The sequence below is a fragment of the Ensifer sp. B1-9 genome, from assembly GCF_050474445.1.
Taxonomy (GTDB): Bacteria; Pseudomonadota; Alphaproteobacteria; order Rhizobiales; family Rhizobiaceae; genus Ensifer.
This window is the reverse complement of record NZ_JBCHVG010000017.1, coordinates 72,145-87,333: the sequence shown is the minus strand read 5'-3', so window position 1 is coordinate 87,333 and position 15,189 is coordinate 72,145. Positions and strand designations below refer to the sequence as shown.

General features: G+C 62.5%; 15 protein-coding genes. 3 read left to right on the top strand and 12 right to left on the bottom strand.

The features are described from left to right. Position 1 precedes the first annotated feature (1 nt). The 10 genes from ACQ5BM_RS28435 to ACQ5BM_RS28390 form a co-directional block, all read right to left on the bottom strand. Positions 2-502 carry a CMD domain-containing protein gene (locus ACQ5BM_RS28435; RefSeq protein ID WP_429818515.1) on the bottom strand — a complete coding sequence of 167 codons (501 nt, stop codon included), beginning with the start codon at positions 500-502 and terminating at the stop codon, positions 2-4. Between the two features lie 31 nt (positions 503-533). Beyond that, positions 534-2,000, bottom strand: coding sequence for an NAD(P)-binding domain-containing protein (locus ACQ5BM_RS28430; protein ID WP_429818513.1), 1,467 nt, complete (start codon positions 1,998-2,000; stop codon positions 534-536). 14 nt (positions 2,001-2,014) lie between these two features. Beyond that, positions 2,015-3,085: an ABC transporter ATP-binding protein gene (locus tag ACQ5BM_RS28425; RefSeq protein WP_429818511.1), complete on the bottom strand. Its 1,071-nt coding sequence runs from the start codon at positions 3,083-3,085 to the stop codon at positions 2,015-2,017. Positions 3,086-3,090: 5 nt separating this feature from the next. Next, on the bottom strand, positions 3,091-3,882 hold the full coding sequence (locus ACQ5BM_RS28420; RefSeq protein WP_429818509.1) for an ABC transporter permease: 792 nt from the start codon (positions 3,880-3,882) through the stop codon (positions 3,091-3,093). Positions 3,883-3,892: 10 nt separating this feature from the next. Then, entirely contained in the window at positions 3,893-4,873 is a 981-nt protein-coding gene (locus ACQ5BM_RS28415) for an ABC transporter permease (protein WP_429818507.1), read from the bottom strand. 76 nt (positions 4,874-4,949) lie between these two features. After that, a complete protein-coding gene (locus ACQ5BM_RS28410) occupies positions 4,950-6,050 on the bottom strand; it encodes an extracellular solute-binding protein (RefSeq protein ID WP_334196962.1) in 1,101 nt (366 codons plus the stop codon). A gap of 61 nt (positions 6,051-6,111) precedes the next feature. Continuing rightward, complete coding sequence (locus ACQ5BM_RS28405) at positions 6,112-7,107, bottom strand: LysR family transcriptional regulator (RefSeq protein ID WP_429818505.1); 996 nt, start codon at positions 7,105-7,107, stop codon at positions 6,112-6,114. 108 nt (positions 7,108-7,215) lie between these two features. Then, positions 7,216-8,250 carry an L-threonine 3-dehydrogenase gene (gene tdh, locus ACQ5BM_RS28400; protein ID WP_429818503.1) on the bottom strand — a complete coding sequence of 345 codons (1,035 nt, stop codon included), beginning with the start codon at positions 8,248-8,250 and terminating at the stop codon, positions 7,216-7,218. A gap of 11 nt (positions 8,251-8,261) precedes the next feature. Further along, positions 8,262-9,449 carry a glycine C-acetyltransferase gene (locus tag ACQ5BM_RS28395; RefSeq protein WP_429818501.1) on the bottom strand — a complete coding sequence of 396 codons (1,188 nt, stop codon included), beginning with the start codon at positions 9,447-9,449 and terminating at the stop codon, positions 8,262-8,264. After that, positions 9,450-10,559, bottom strand: coding sequence for an NAD/NADP octopine/nopaline dehydrogenase family protein (locus tag ACQ5BM_RS28390; RefSeq protein WP_429818499.1), 1,110 nt, complete (start codon positions 10,557-10,559; stop codon positions 9,450-9,452). Positions 10,560-11,108: 549 nt separating this feature from the next. Here ACQ5BM_RS28390 and ACQ5BM_RS28385 point away from each other — a divergent pair. Both ACQ5BM_RS28385 and ACQ5BM_RS28380 read left to right on the top strand, forming a co-directional pair. Next, entirely contained in the window at positions 11,109-12,023 is a 915-nt protein-coding gene (locus ACQ5BM_RS28385) for a LysR substrate-binding domain-containing protein (protein WP_429818497.1), read from the top strand. Between the two features lie 87 nt (positions 12,024-12,110). After that, entirely contained in the window at positions 12,111-12,653 is a 543-nt protein-coding gene (locus ACQ5BM_RS28380; protein ID WP_429818495.1) for a GNAT family N-acetyltransferase, read from the top strand. Here the strand turns inward: ACQ5BM_RS28380 and pobA are convergent. Further along, positions 12,647-13,819 carry a 4-hydroxybenzoate 3-monooxygenase gene (gene pobA, locus ACQ5BM_RS28375; RefSeq protein WP_429818493.1) on the bottom strand — a complete coding sequence of 391 codons (1,173 nt, stop codon included), beginning with the start codon at positions 13,817-13,819 and terminating at the stop codon, positions 12,647-12,649. The two genes, ACQ5BM_RS28380 and pobA, sit on opposite strands and share 7 nt — an antisense overlap. A gap of 128 nt (positions 13,820-13,947) precedes the next feature. On the opposite strand from pobA, the gene ACQ5BM_RS28370 reads away from it, so the two are divergent. Further along, entirely contained in the window at positions 13,948-14,835 is an 888-nt protein-coding gene (locus tag ACQ5BM_RS28370) for a helix-turn-helix domain-containing protein (RefSeq protein WP_429818490.1), read from the top strand. 34 nt (positions 14,836-14,869) lie between these two features. On the opposite strand, the gene ACQ5BM_RS28365 is transcribed toward ACQ5BM_RS28370, so the two are convergent. Beyond that, positions 14,870-15,184, bottom strand: coding sequence for a hypothetical protein (locus ACQ5BM_RS28365; RefSeq protein ID WP_429818488.1), 315 nt, complete (start codon positions 15,182-15,184; stop codon positions 14,870-14,872). Between the last annotated feature and the right edge of the window lie 5 nt (positions 15,185-15,189).

Sequence of the window (15,189 nt, the reverse complement as noted above, 5' to 3'; positions counted from 1 at the left end):
GTCAGTTATCCCTCAGCATCTTGAGGCCAGCCACCACCAGCACTTGATAGTTCACAAAGGCGATAAGCCCGGCGAGCGTGACGATGTCCCGATCGTCGAGGCCGGCCGCAAGAAGCTTTTCGATATGGGCGCGTGTCGCCTCTTTTGGTGAAAGCGTGACCAGATCGACATGGGCGAGAATCGCCTGAAGGCGGGGATCTTCGGTGCCGTTGCCAGGATCGGCAATCGACGCCAATCCGGAACCCTCCTCCTCGCGTTCGAGCAGCGCCCGGAAATGCGCGGCAAGTTCCTGCGACTTCCAGAGTGCCGCCATACGCGCGGCAAGCGCCGCCCTCAGCGCATAGGAGAAGTTGCGGGGCTCGGCCGGGCGAAGGGCTGCCTGATAGCTCGTCTGGCTCAAGTGTTTCAGTTTCGCCCGTTGTTCGCGCAGTTCCTGCAGGTCGGGAAAGCGACCAAGCCCGAGCACGGTGTCGATCACGTCATTTGTCGATGGTGAGGTCATTGGTTTTCTTTCCAGCTATCTGAAATGAGGTTCATGCCGTTTTCTGCGCCGGCGTCGGCGCATCCGCATCCACCCATTCGGTCCCGTCGAGCTCCGGCTTTTCGTAGGCGATCAGCGCTTCCCAATGGTAGTCGACGTCGCGGATGAAGAGCGAGGCGGCAACCCCGCGCGCCAGCCAGAGGGCGCCTTCACTGATGGCGGGGATGTCGCCGCTGACCTTGCCGACGCTGACCGAGGCACCGTAGTTGAAGCAATGGATGTCCTTCAGCCAGGGTGCCGTTCCGGGCTCCTTCTCGGTGAAGGAGAAATCCGCATTCAGCCAGGGAAAGCGCCCGAGCCCCGGGTTTTCTTCGCCCGGCGGCGGCGCGTAGCGATCCTCCCAGCAGGCGATCTGGTGCTGGTAGGGGGCAAGCTCGCTGCGGCTCAGCGGATCGATCGAGAAGCCGGTGCCGAGGATGACGAAATCGGTGCGGAAGATGCGACCGTTGGTGGTGGTGATGACGACCTCGCTGCCCTCCTCCTTCATCGAGCGGATACCGCAGCCGAAATGGAAGTAGGCGTTCGGATGCCGGCTGACACGCAGCGTCGAATTGTGCGGCGCCGGTGTCTGCTGTTTCGCCGCATAGTCCATCAGCCGCCAGCGCCATTCCGGAGAAATCTCGGCAAAGCCTGCGGTGACGCCATAGGAGCCGATGCCCATCAGCTTGTTGACGGTCGGCATTTCCTTGCGGCGGGCGAGAAGCCGCACCTCTCCTGCCCCCTGCTCCAGGGCCTCCGCCGCATTGTCCACCGCCGAAGCGCCGACGCCGATCACGACAACACGCTTGCCCTTCACACGAACGAAGTCGATGCCGTCGGCCGAATGCGCCCAGGACCGGTGCCGCTCCATTCCCCTGACGAAGTCGGGAATGGTCGGCTCACCGAGCCCGTCGCGGCCGGTCGCCATCACCAGCTTGCGGGTGATGATCGCAGGCTTCGCGCCGCCTTCGATTTCAAGCTCCAGCAAACCGTCGGTACGCGGCACGATGCGGGTGACATGGGTGTCGTTTTCGACCGGAACATCCATGACCTCGCGATACCAGCGCAGGTAATCCATCCACATCGGCCGCGGAATACGGAACAGTTGATCCCATTCCGCTTCGCCATTAAGTGCAGTGAACCAGGCGCGAAAGCTGAGCGAGGCAATTCCCAGCGCGGGGCCGAGAAGGTTCTTCGGCGAGCGCAGCGTCTCCATGCGCGCATAGGTCACCCAGGGCCCCTCGAAACCCTTCGGCGCACGATCGACGATGCGCAGATTGACAATGCCGGCGCGCGTGAGCGCATGCCAAGCAACGAGCCCGCACATACCGCCGCCGATCACCACCACGTCGCTCACGGCATCGCCCGCCGCCGTCGTCACAGGCTTCGACCAGTTGGCCGGCGGATAGTTGAGATAGCTCAGATCCTGCCTTACGCGCGCATTGAGCTCGGTAAGCCGCTGCTTGTGTCTGTCGGTCATCCCCGGTCTCCCTTTCATTTCGCCAGCAGGACGGCGTCGCGGTCGCGCCAACCCACCCAGACGTCGTCTCCTTCGACATGAGAAAGTGCCACGGGGTCGATCTGCGCCGAGAGCATGCTCCCGTTGTCGAGCGTGACGGTCAGCGACGTGTGGGCGCCCTTGAAGACGCGCTGGTTGATACGCGCCTTCAGCGACGGGCGATCTTCGGGCTTGCGCGACAAGCAGAAAACCGCCTCCGGACGCAGCGCCAGGGTGACATGGTCTCCCGGTCTCGGCGCCGTGCCGTTCACGTCCGCGTTCACGACGTTGCCGCGCCACTCGACCGCGGCGACCCGGCCCGAAACCGATACGACCGTGCCCTCGAGAAAATTGCTCTGGCCGATGAAGTTCGCGACGAAACGGCTGCGTGGCCGGGCATAAAGCTCGTCCGGTCCACCCATCTGCTCGATCCTGCCCTTGTTCATCACGACGATGACATCGGACATGGTGAGCGCCTCTTCCTGGTCATGGGTGACGAAGATGAAGGTCTTGCCCGTCTTCTTTTGGATCGACTTGAGCTCGATCTGCATCTGCTGGCGCAGCTTGGCGTCGAGCGCCGAAAGCGGCTCGTCGAGGAGCAGCACGTTCGGATCGGGCGCCAGCGCCCGCATCAAGGCCACGCGCTGGCGCTGTCCGCCGGAGAGCTGCGCCGGCATTCGCTCGGCATGGTCCTCCAGCGAGACAAGAGAGAGAAGCTCGGAGACCCGTCTGTGGATCGCGGCACTTTCCATGCCCTTCAGCTCCAGACCGAAGGCGATGTTGCGGCCGACCGTCAGGTGCGGGAAGAGCGCATAATCCTGGAAGACGATGTTGACGTTGCGCTTGTTCGGCGGCAGGTGCGAAATCGGCTTGCCCTCGAGGTAGATTTCCCCCGACGTCGGGCTATCGAAACCGCCGAGCATGCGTAGCGTCGTCGACTTGCCGCAGCCGGAAGGGCCGAGCAGCGTGACGAACTGGCCGGGCGCGATCGAAAGGTCGAGATCATCGACGGCGGTCAGCGCCCCATAGGACTTGTTGACGTTCTTGAAATGGACGACAGGTTGCATTCGCGTCAGCTCCTGGAACGGCGGGTGAAATGCTCGGCGTAAAGGCCGATGGCAGTGGTGACGACGAGCACGATGGTCGCCATGGCGTTGATTTCCGGCGACATGCCGCTTTGCACCTTGGCGAAGATCAGCATTGGCAGCGTCGGCTGGTAGCCGCCGAGGAAGAAAGTGCGGACGAAGTCGTCGATGCTGGTCAGCACGCAGAAGATCATGCCGCCGAAGAGCGCCGGCATCAGATAGGGAATGGTGACGCGCAGGAAGGCGATGAAGGGGTCGGCCCCGAGATCGCGCGCCGCGTCCACCAGATTGGCCGGCATCGAACGCAGCCGCGTCAAAACCATGATGACGACAAAGGGCACGGCATGAACCGTATGTGCGAGGATGATTGCGAAGGATCCGGTCGGAATGTCAACGGCACGGATGAAGATGCGCATCGAGATCGCGTTGATCAGCCCCGGCACGACGGCGGGCAGACAGGCAAGCGCGAAGATCATCGCCTTGCCCCAGATGTTTTCTGCCGACACGAGAAGCGCGATCCAGACGCCGATGATCGTCGCCGAGACCGTGGTGGCAAGCGCGATGCCGATGGAATAGAGCGAGGCTTCGAGGAACTGCTTGTCCTGGACCACCTTGCCGTACCAGGAAAGCGTCCAGTTGCCGATCGGGAAGGCGATGAAGTTCGCGTCCTTGAAACTCATCGCCGTCATCAGTGTCAGCGGCAAGACCAGATAGACGGCGAAGATCCAGTAGGAGGCGCCGAGCGCGGTTTTCGGAAGGTCGTTGAAGTAGTTTCGCATCGGTCCGCCCTCACATCAGCCGGATGGAGCGGCCGCCGACGACCCGCATGAACAGCCCGACGGTCGTCAGCGACACCACCAGCATGATCATCGAGAAGGCGGCACCTTCCGGCCATTTGTCGTTCGACCCGTGGAAGAGGGTCGCGATGACCTCGGGAAAGATCACCGCATTGGGGCCACCGAGCAGCAGCGGTGCTGCGAAGACGCCGACGGCCGTCAGGTAGACGAGGCTGCAGCCGGAGACGATGCCGTCCTTGGAGAGCGGCAGGATGACCCGGCGGAACCGCTGGAGGGGGCCGGCGCCGAGGTCGGCGGCTGCGTGGATCAGCGGCGTCGGGATCTTCTCGATCGCCGAATAGAGCGGCAGGAGCATGTAGAGCGCAAGCAGATAGATGACGCCGAAGCTCAGTGAAAAGAAGGTGTAGAGCATCGGGATCGGCCGGTCGATGAAGCCGAACTCGCGCAGGAGCACGTTCAGCGCCCCGCGATTGGCAAGCAGCATGATGACCGAGAAGGTGCGGATCAGTTCACCGGCCCAGAAGGGTATGAGCAGCAACAACAGGGCCCGCATCCGGTTCTTCGGCTGCACCACCTTCGCCACGTAGTAGGCAACGGGGTAGACAATCACCAACGTCGAGATCGTCACCACAGCGGCAAAGATCAGGCTGCGGACGAAGGGCAGGAAATAGAGCCGGTCGGAAAAGAACAGCGCATAGTTCGCAAGCGTATATTCGCTGCTTTTGTCCGGCTGCGGCGGGTAGTTGGCAAGAAGGCTGATATTGGCCATCTGCAGGATCGGGCCGATATGCAGCATGGCGATCCAGACAAGTGGCACGCCGGCGAGCACGGCGAGACGCACGCGCCGGCTTTCGACCAGAAGTCCGATTGTATGGCGATAAAGCCCCGAACGCGCCGTCCTGCCGATCCAACCGGCATAGCGCGGCACCATCGACAAACCGACGGGTGGCGGTTGTGTTGTCGTATCCAGCATTCTCTTTGTTCCCGGCTCTGGAAGAGTCATTTTTTTTAAAGGCGACCGGCCGCAGCCGATCGCCCGGGTTCAGACGTCAGGCTGCCTTGATCTCGGCGGCGGCCTTGTCGATCATCTCGTTCTTCATGTCGCGGTTGACCGAGCTGAAGAACTGGATGCGTTCGACCTGCTCGGGCGGCAGCGACAGCGCGGCACGCTCCTTGTCGTCCAGCACCTTGTCGACGCCTTCGAAGGCCGACGAGAAGCCGGACTGGCGAGTCATCGCAGCGCCGATCTCCGGCGAAGACAGGATGGCGTCGAGGAAGGTGTAGGCCGCGTCAGCGTTCGGTGCGTTGTTGACGATGTTGAACGAATAAAGGAAGCCGAAGGTGCCTTCCTTCGGCACCGAGATTTCGATCGGATGTCCGTCCATGACGAGCTTGGCGGCCGGCCCGGACCAGGCCTGCGCCAGGTAGATGTCCTCGTTGACGAACATCTGCTGCAGCTCGGAGCCGGCATCGTAATACTTGCGAACCTTGTCCTTGTGCTGGATGAGGAAATCGCGGGCCTGGTTCGTTGCGGCCTGCGCGACATCCGGCTTGTCGCCATAGGTCACGTAGTCGCCGTCGTTGCCCTGGTAGCGCATGACGATCGAGAGGAAGTCGCTGACGATATAGGACGTCAGGTTCTTGTTCTCGTCATCGAACATGATGCTCCAGCTGTCGGAGGCCTTGGCGTATTCGGTGTTGCGCACAAGGCCCTCGAAGCCGGCAAGCAGCGGCACGCCGAAGGTCTTACCGTCGACGGTCAGCTGCGGCGCGCCCTTGTAGGCGGCGGCGAGCTTGTCCCAGTTCTTCAGCCGCCCGGTGTCGAGCGTCGCCAAGAGGTTCGACTTCATGAACTGTGAGAGACGGTGTCCGGTCACGGTCACGATGTCGGTGGAAGGTGCGGCCCCCTCCGCGGTCAGGAGGTTGTACTGCTTTCCCTGGTCGTCGGTCAGCCGAATGCGCACCTCGATACCGGTATCCTTCTGGAACTGGTCGATGAAGGACTGCGGTACGAACTTGTCATAGGTCGTGATGTTGACGACCTTGCTCTGTGCGAAAGCCGGGCGAAGGATCGAAGGCGCAGCAAGCACGCCGGCCCCAGCCGCCAGCAGCTTCATTGCCGATCGGCGGGTTACGTCAAAATTGTTCATCTCATTCTCCTCATTTTAGCAGGCTCAATTCCGTGTGAGCGTTTAGAGCTTTTGCTCCCCTTTATTCCGCCGCCGGGTTATCCGGCAGCGCACCGATGCCGGCCTTCCTGCCGGCAAAGCTCCTTTCGGCGATACGCGCCATCTGCTTGGGATCGTGGGCACTAAGATCCGGCATCCGCTCCGAGGCGATCCGCGCTATCAGTCGAATGAGTTCCCGGACGCCGGCGGAGAGCGGGCGCGAACCTGCCGACAGGATCGCCCACAGGAAGGGGATCTCGACATCGAGCGGCCGAACGACGATGGACGCCGATTGCAGGCCGTAGGCCGTCGCCGGCTCGATGATCGCCACGCCAAGGCCGAGTGATGCGATCTGCACGGCGTTGTTGGCCGCGTTGGTCGCGATGATCCGATTGGGCCGCACCCCGGCTGCATCGAGTGCTTCATCGACGCTGTGGCGGAGCCGAAAGGGGTTGGACATGGTGACGAGCGTGCGCCCGGCAAGATCGGCGATCGAGATCACGTCCTTGGCAGCCAGCGGATCGTGCGGCGCAACTGCAGCCACGCAACGGCCTTCGAAGAACCCTTGTACCTCCAGGCCCGGCTGGTCTGCCGGCAGCGAGGTCACGCAGAAATCCGCCGTGCGGGCGAACACCGACTGAACGGCAGCCTCGGCCGGCATGCTGCGAAGATTGATCGTGTGCGGCAGCAGATGCTCTGGCAGTTCTGCGAGCGCGATCGGAATGATGCCGCTGGCGAACGCCGGAGTCGCGGCGATCTCGATCGGCTCGGGCTCCTTGTCAGCGATTGCCTTGGCGCGGTTGCGCAGATGGCCGATGCCGCTCACGAAACGCTCCGCATCCTCATGGAAGGCAATGCCCTTGTCGGTCGGCGCGATCCTCGGGCCATTGCGCTCGAACAGCGCGAAGCCGAGCGACGTCTCCAGGTCCTGGATCAGACGCGTCACCTGCGACTGCGAGCGGTCGAGAAGGCGAGCGGCACCGGTAATGCTGCCCGTCGACATAACGGCGAGAAAGGCCTCGAGATCGCGAACTTCCATGGGCTATCATGCGCTCCTTGCATGCTGATTTATCAATAGTGCATAAAACGCATTCTTAGTTCTAGTGACAAAAGACAATTTTTCTCGTTGGGTTCTTTGAGCGCCTGCTCACCAGTCCATGACGACCTTGCCGGAGTTGCCGGAGCGCATGGCCTCGAAACCGTCGCGGAATTCGTCGATCGTGATGCGGTGGGTGATGACCGGAGACAGGTCGAGGCCGCCTTGCACGAAGGCGATCATCTTGTACCAGGTCTCGAACATCTCGCGGCCATAGATGCCCTTGAGGTTCAGCATCTTGAAGATCACCTTGTTCCAGTCGATCTCGAAGCCGGCCGGCGCGATGCCGAGGATGGCGATCTTGCCGCCATTGTTCATCTTGTCGATCATGTCGCGGAAGGCCGGGGCCGCACCGGACATCTCCAGCCCGACGTCGAACCCCTCGGTCATGCCGATCGCCTTCATCACGTCGGCAAGGTTTTCCTTCGAGGCGTCGACGACGTAGTCGATGCCGACGCTTCTCGCGAGCGCCAGCCGTGTCGGGTTGATGTCGGTGATGACCACCTTGCGGGCGCCGGAGCGCTTGGCGACCAGCGCTCCCATGATGCCGATCGGCCCGGCGCCGGTGACGAGCACGTCCTCGCCGACGAGATCGAAGGACAGCGCCGTGTGCACGGCATTGCCGAACGGGTCGAAGATCGCGGCGATCTCATCGGGCACGTCGTCCGGGATCGGCACGACGTTGTATTCCGGCAGGCAGACGAACTCGCCGAACGAACCCGGCCGGTTGACGCCGACGCCGAGCGTGTTGCGGCACAAATGCCCGCGGCCGGCGCGGCAGTTGCGGCACTTGCCGCAGACGATATGCCCCTCGCCCGACACCCGTTCGCCGACATGGTACTTGGTGACGGCCGAGCCGACCGCGGCAATCTCGCCCATGAACTCATGGCCGACGACCATCGGCACCGGTATCGTCTTCTGCGCCCACTGGTCCCAGTTCCAGATGTGCACATCGGTGCCGCAGATCGCCGATTTCTTGACCTTGATCAAGACGTCGTTCGGGCCGATCTCCGGCACCGGCACGCGCTCCATCCACAGGCCCTCTTCCGGCTTCGACTTGACCAGCGCCTTCATCATCTTCGTCATCGGTCCCTCCTTCAGATCACCCCGAGCGCGCGGCCGACCTCTTCGAAGGCGGCGATCGCCCGGCGCACGTCGTTGTCGCTGTGCGCCGCCGACATCTGCGTGCGGATGCGCGCCTGCCCCTTCGGCACCACCGGGAAGGAGAAGCCGATGACATAGACGCCCTTCTGCAGCATGCGGGCCGCCATCTCCTGGGCGAGTGCGGCATCGCCGAGCATGACAGGAATGATCGGATGCCCCTCGCCGGCAAGCGTGAAGCCGAGTTTCGACATCTCGGTGCGGAACAGCGCCGCATTGGCATAGAGCCGCGCGCGCAGCGCAGCGCCGTTCTCGATCAGGTCGAAGACCTTGAGCGAGGCCGCCGCGATCACCGGCGCCAGCGTGTTGGAGAACAGATAGGGGCGCGAGCGCTGCCTGAGCCAGTCGACCACTTCGGCCTTGGCCGCGGTGTAACCGCCGGAGGCGCCGCCGAGCGCCTTGCCGAGCGTGCCGGTGATGATGTCGATCCGGCCCTCGACGCCGCAGTGCTCGGCCGAGCCGCGGCCATTCCTGCCGACGAAACCGACCGCGTGGCTGTCGTCGACCATGACCATGGCGCCGTATTTGTCGGCGAGGTCGCAGACCCCTTTGAGATTGGCGATGATGCCGTCCATCGAGAACACGCCGTCGGTGGCGATCAGCTTGAAACGGCTGCCGTCGGCCTTCTTCAGTTCCTCCTCGAGCGCCGCCATGTCGTTGTTGGCATAGCGGAAGCGCTTGGCCTTGGAGAGGCGCACGCCATCGATGATCGAGGCATGGTTGAGCGCGTCGGAGATGATCGCGTCCTCTTCGCCAAGCAGCGTCTCGAACAGGCCGCCATTGGCATCGAAGCAGGAGGAATAGAGGATCGTGTCTTCCATGCCGAGGAAGGAGGAGATGCGCGCCTCGAGCTGCTTATGCTCCTCCTGGGTGCCGCAGATGAAGCGCACCGACGCCATGCCGTAGCCGTAGCGGTCGAGCGCCGTCTTGCCGGCCTCGGCGAGCGCCTCGTTGTCGGCCAGGCCGAGATAGTTGTTGGCGCAGAAGTTGAGCACCCGGTCGCCCGAGGCGACCGCGATCTCGCCCGCCTGCTTCGAGGTGATGACGCGCTCGGACTTGTAAAGCCCGGCCGTCTTCAGGCCCTCGAGTTCGAAACGAAGATGAGACAGAAAGCGTTCGTCCATTCAGGCACGTCCCTCGGCTCGATCGGCAGCGGTAATGGGCGGAAAGCCGGTGCGGCAGAGGGCATCGAGACCTTCGAGACCCAGTCGCTCGAGGCCCAGTTCAGGCAGGAGATCGTTCTCGCCTTCGAAGTCTCGGCCATACATGGCCGAGAAGATGCGGATGCCTGATTCATGCAGGATCGCCGGGCAGCCGGCGAGGCGCGCGAGCTGCGCCGTGACCACCAAGCCGAAGGGGACATCTTCCGTCACGTAGCGGCTGTCCGCTGTCGCAGGACCGGTGCCGTTGTTTCCGGCCTGGTACATTTCCTGGTTCATCTGCGAGATGGTGCTGACGGGCACATGGAATGACAGGTGGAAATGCTGGAAGATGTCGCGAACCTTCAGGTCCAGCTTCTCGGCTATGGCCAGGCGCTCGCGATCAAGCGTCTCCAGAAGGCGGCCGATGTTGGGGGTAACGTTTTGCGCCTGCACCCAGCTTTCGCCGCGCTCCATGCGCGACATGTTGCCGAGCGCGATGCCGAGGTGATTTTGCGGGTTCAGGTTTGAAAGGGCGATCGCCAGCAGGCTGCCGCGGTCGACGAAATGTTCGCCGAACAGCGCCGTGCAGACCGCATGCCCGCGCGCACTCTCCGATGTGGGAACGGTCGCCAGGTCAACCTGCTTGCGAATCGTATTTACGTGCACCACCGCCGGGCCGAGCTTCCGGCCGCTGACGATCGTCGTGCCCCAGGCAACGATCGGCACGGTGATACCGCGCGCCGCAAGCAGCGACGAAAGATAAAGCGCTCCGAACGAGGTATGCGAACTGAAGATCACGACCTGCCCGGCCGTCAGATGCGGCGCGATCGCATCCAGCACGAAGCGGTGGCCGTAGGCCGGCAGCGCGATGAGGATCGCATCCGCATCGCTGACCAGATCTTCCGCGCTTTCCGCAACTGCCGGAAGGAAGGTGCCTTCAACGGCACCTTCGGCCGTCAGGCTTTCTCCCGCGGCAAGTGCCAGTGTTCCCGTGCCAGACGGCGACCAGAGCGTTGCCTTGTGCCCGAGCTTTTCCAGAAGGGCGGCAGTGCCGAAGGCAATAGAGCCAGCACCCGCGATACCTACACGCATGTCGTTTCCATTCCATTTGATAGTCGGTGGCGGGCGCCGCCCGCCGTCGAGACGTCGTTTCTATTGAAGCGTTGCCGGACGAAATGAGCCTGGTCGCCCCTTCACCCGGTTGGCGACACCCGGTTCGCCTGCCGAACACGCTTCCGGGCGCAGCGACGCAGATCGCCTCACCGGCCTTGGGCGACAGCGCCACCTGCGCCCAGCAGCTTGAGCGCGTTCCTGCGATTGATTTTCTGCCCGAATACCATTGTTCCTCCGCTCGTCTCCCAGCGTGACTTGATGGCGCCGGGGCGCGCATGCGCGCGCTTCCGGTCCTGTCGCCAATCGCGCAACCGGAGCGATCCGGCTGCAGCCTGCCTATAGATAGGCGCAGCAAATTTGAGCCGTCTAATTGTTTTTGAGCCTGCATCCATTCCAAAAGGTTATAGCTCGACATCTAAGCCGGAACCGCGAAGGGCTATATTTTGCGGGGATCTCGAGGCGCTCGATTGTCAACCTCTGCGCGCAAAGCTAGGGTGAAGGCAGGTCGGCCCTGTGAGAAGTTATGGAATGAAGCGTGCACCGAACCTGCGACAAATCGAGGCTCTCAAAGCCGTGATCGAATGCGGCACCGTCAGCCGTGCCGCGGAAGTCCTGCATATCTCGCAGCCCGCGGTGAGTAAGCTCCTGGCGCATCTCGAAGAAGATACGGAACTTGAACTCTTCGACCGCATCAAGGGGCGGCTCATTCCTTCAGAGCATGGGATGCGGCTCTACAAGGAAATCGATCGAGTGTTTGCCGGCATCAAGCAAATCGAGCGTGCCGTCGACCTGATCCGGCGCGAGGAACTCGGGCAGATCTCGGTCGGCGTGATGCCGGCGCTTTCGGGCCTCTTCATCAGCCACACCAACAAGCGCTTTCTCGCCCGGCACGGCGATGCCTACATCTCGGTGGTGATCCGCAGTTCGCAGTTCATCGTCGAATGGCTTCTGTCCAAGCAGGTGGATATTGGCCTGATCAACCGCAATACGGACAACCCCTATATCGAGTGCGTTCCGCTCCGCGGCGGAGACCTCGTCTGCATCGCGCCGCGCGATCATCGCTTCGCTGAGAAACAGGAGATCGTGCCCGGCGACATCCACGGCGAACCCTATATCGGCTTTGCCGCGGACAACCGCATCCGGCAGAAGATCGAAAGCACACTCGATAGCTACGGCACCCGCCTGAACTACATCATGGATGCCACCCTTGCGCCGGCGGTATGTGAAATGGTCGCCAATGGACTGGGGATCGCCATCGTCGATCCGGTATTCACCTTTGGCCAGCGCGACCGGCTGACGATCAAACCTTTCCTCCCCAGCATCGCATCGGATCTCAGCCTCTGCTGGCTGCGCGATACGAAAAACCGTCACCTGGTCGACGCCTATGTCGAGGCGACCCGCGCCACGGTTCATGATATGCGGCTGGCGATGGATGCAATCTGAGACTGCGCGCGGCTGCCTGCCGGATTTCGCGGCTTTACAAGCTTCGGCCTGCAACCGAGATTGCGATCCAGACAGAATTGGTGATCCATGCCGACCGTTCCCCTCCTCGTTGACGCATTTTCCGAAGCGCACATTCCCGAGATGCTCGATTGGTTTTCGAGCCTGGAAGCGCTGGTGCAATGGGGCGGCCCTGGTCTCTCCTTTCCACTGCAAGCCGCACACATCAAGGCGATGCTTGCGGAAACCAAAGCTGCCGAGCCTGAACGGTTGATGTTCGCCGGCCTGGTCGACGGCAAGCTCGCCGGCCATGCACAGGTCGCGCTTGATTGGCAGCACGGTGTCGGCCGCCTCAGCCGGGTTGCCATTAACCCGGCCCTGCGCGGTCGCGGCCTCGCCCGGCCGTTTCTGCGTGAGGTGACCGCGCTATTCTTCGCCAATCCCTCTTTCGAGCGACTGGAACTCAACGTCTACACCTTCAACGAGGCGGCGATCCGCACGTACCGCAGTCTCGGCTTTCGCGAGGAAGGCGTCCGCCGGTCCTCGGCCAAGGTCGGGGATGCCCGTTGGGACACAGCAATCTACGGACTGCTCAGAGGCGAATGGCCCGAGCGCGCCATCTCTTCTCAGTAAGGCAATCCGACATAGTTCTCGGCCAGCACCGTCTCGGCGGCAACCGAGTGGGTGAGGTAGTCGAGCTCGGCTTCCTGGATCCGCTGGTCGAAATCGCCGGTGTCCGGGAAACGATGCAGCATGGAGGTCATCCACCAGGAGAACCGCACCGCCTTCCAGACACGCGCGAGCGCCCGTGCCGAATAGGCATCGATCCCAGCATTCGAGCGATCCTGATAATGCTCGAGCAGCCCTTCGAAGAGATAGTGCACGTCGCTGGCCGCGAGGTTTAGCCCTTTCGCCCCGGTCGGCGGCACGATATGCGCGGCATCCCCAACCAGGAACAAACGACCGAAGCGCATCGGCTCGGCGACGAAGGAGCGCAGCGGCGCGATCGACTTTTCGAAGGAAGGACCGGTCACCATCGCTTCGGCATGGTGCTGCGGCAGCCGCCGGCGCAACTCGTCCCAGAAACGTTCGTCGGACCAATCCTCGATCCTTTCGCTCACGGAGCATTGAATGTAGTAGCGGCTGCGCGTCTGCGAGCGCATCGAGCAGAGTGCGAAACCGCGGGGATGGTTGGCGTAGATGAGTTCATGATCGACGGGCGGCACGTCGGCCAGAATGCCGAGCCAGCCGAAGGGATAGACCTTCTCGAAAGTGCGGAGCGCCTTTTCGGGGACCGACTTGCGGCTGACACCGTGAAAGCCGTCGCAGCCGGCAATGAAGTCGCAATCGACACGCTGCGTCGAGCCATCCTTCTCGAAAGTGACGTAGGGCCGATGGCCGTCGAAGTCATGCGGTTCGACATTGCCCGCCTCGTAAATCGTCGTCGCACCCGATCGCTCGCGATGTTCCATCAGATCACGCGTCAGTTCCGTCTGGCCATAGACCATGACGCGCTTGCCACCGGTCAGATGCTTGAGATCGATGCGGTGGTCACGACCGTCGAAGGCAAGCGAGAAGCCGACATGCGGAAGTCCCTCCTTGTGCATTCGTGCGCCGGCCCTGGCGCGATCCATCAGGCCGACCGTCCCCTCCTCCAGCACGCCGGCGCGCACGCGGCCGAGGATATAATCCTTGCTGACGCGGTCGAGAATGACGTTGTCGATGCCGGCTTCCCTCAGCAATTGCCCAAGCAAAAGCCCGGATGGCCCTGACCCGATGATGACGACCTTGGTGCGCATGCTCTCCTCCAGAATTGTCTTTTGGCAGAATTGTCTTTTGGCAAAATCTGCGCCGAGCGGACGTCGCTCTCAATGGACAAATCCGCCATGAAATTGCACAAATCGAACATGGCTTTGGGGTACGTGAGATGAAGAGGACGGTTCCGACCTATGACCTCTATGGCGAAAGGATCGGCGAGCGGCCGGATTTCTGGCTGCATTGCGAGACGATACCATCACGCAGCAGCCTCTATCATTGGGAGATCGGGCTGCATCGCCACGAGAGCTTCTTTCAGATCTTGTACATTGCCGCTGGTTCCGGCGACGCCGTCTTTGGCGACACGGTGTATGCCATAGAGCCCCCGGCCGTGATCATGGTTCCACCGGCGCTCAGCCACGGCTTCCGCTTCTCACGCGACATTGACGGCTTCGTCTTCACCATCCTGGCTTCGCATCTCAAGACATCTCCCGGTGAACGCAGCCGTCTCGGTGCATGGCTGGCCAGCCCGCATCTGACCCGGCTCGACGACCGCGAGGATGCGGCCTATATCGCGGCAACCCTCACCCGCCTGGCCCGGGAGTGGGAAACCAACCGCAGCAATCGCGCCGACCTTTTGGATGCCTATCTGACCTCGGCCCTGACGCTGACGGCGCGGCTCGACGAGGCAAGCGACGAGCGGGACGATACGGCCGATAGCGAAAACGAACAGCGGGTCCAGCGCTTCCAGGCGCTCCTGCAGCAGCACCACCGCTCGCATTGGCCAGCCGCAGCCTATGCCCGCGAACTTGGCCTGTCGCCGACCCACCTTAACCGCATCACACGCGCCATCATCGGCCTCAGCGCCCACGAGATCATCTCACGAAAGCTTGTTGGCGAGGCGAGGCGCGAACTGGTCTTCACCCGCGCCAGCGTGCAGGAGATCAGCTTCCGCCTCGGCTTTGCCGATCCTGCCTATTTCTCCCGCTTCTTCCTGCGCCACACCGGCATGACGCCGCGCGCATGGCGGCTCGCCGAGCGGGACAGGCTCGGCGCGTAGAGGGCCGCCATGCCTCCCTGCCGGTCGTCCCAGCCTAGCCGAAGTGTACGTCCTGATAGAATGTCCAGATGCTGATGGTACTTTCAGGCGCCGCCGAGGTGCTGTGAAGCGTCAGAATGATCGGGAGATCAACCGGATCGTTGAAAACCAGTTTGGCGAAGATCAGGCGACTTCCGTCATCGTGGTACTTGACGATCGCCTCCAGGGTCGGCTCGTCACGGACGCGCCGCAGCATTCCTGAGGCGTCCCGGAATTGTTCCGCCATCGCGGTGGTGTTCGCGAAAGGTCGGTCGGTCAGGCATGCGAACCGCTCCCAGTCCTCGGCTTTCGCAGCCTCGACGATTTCCACGAGAC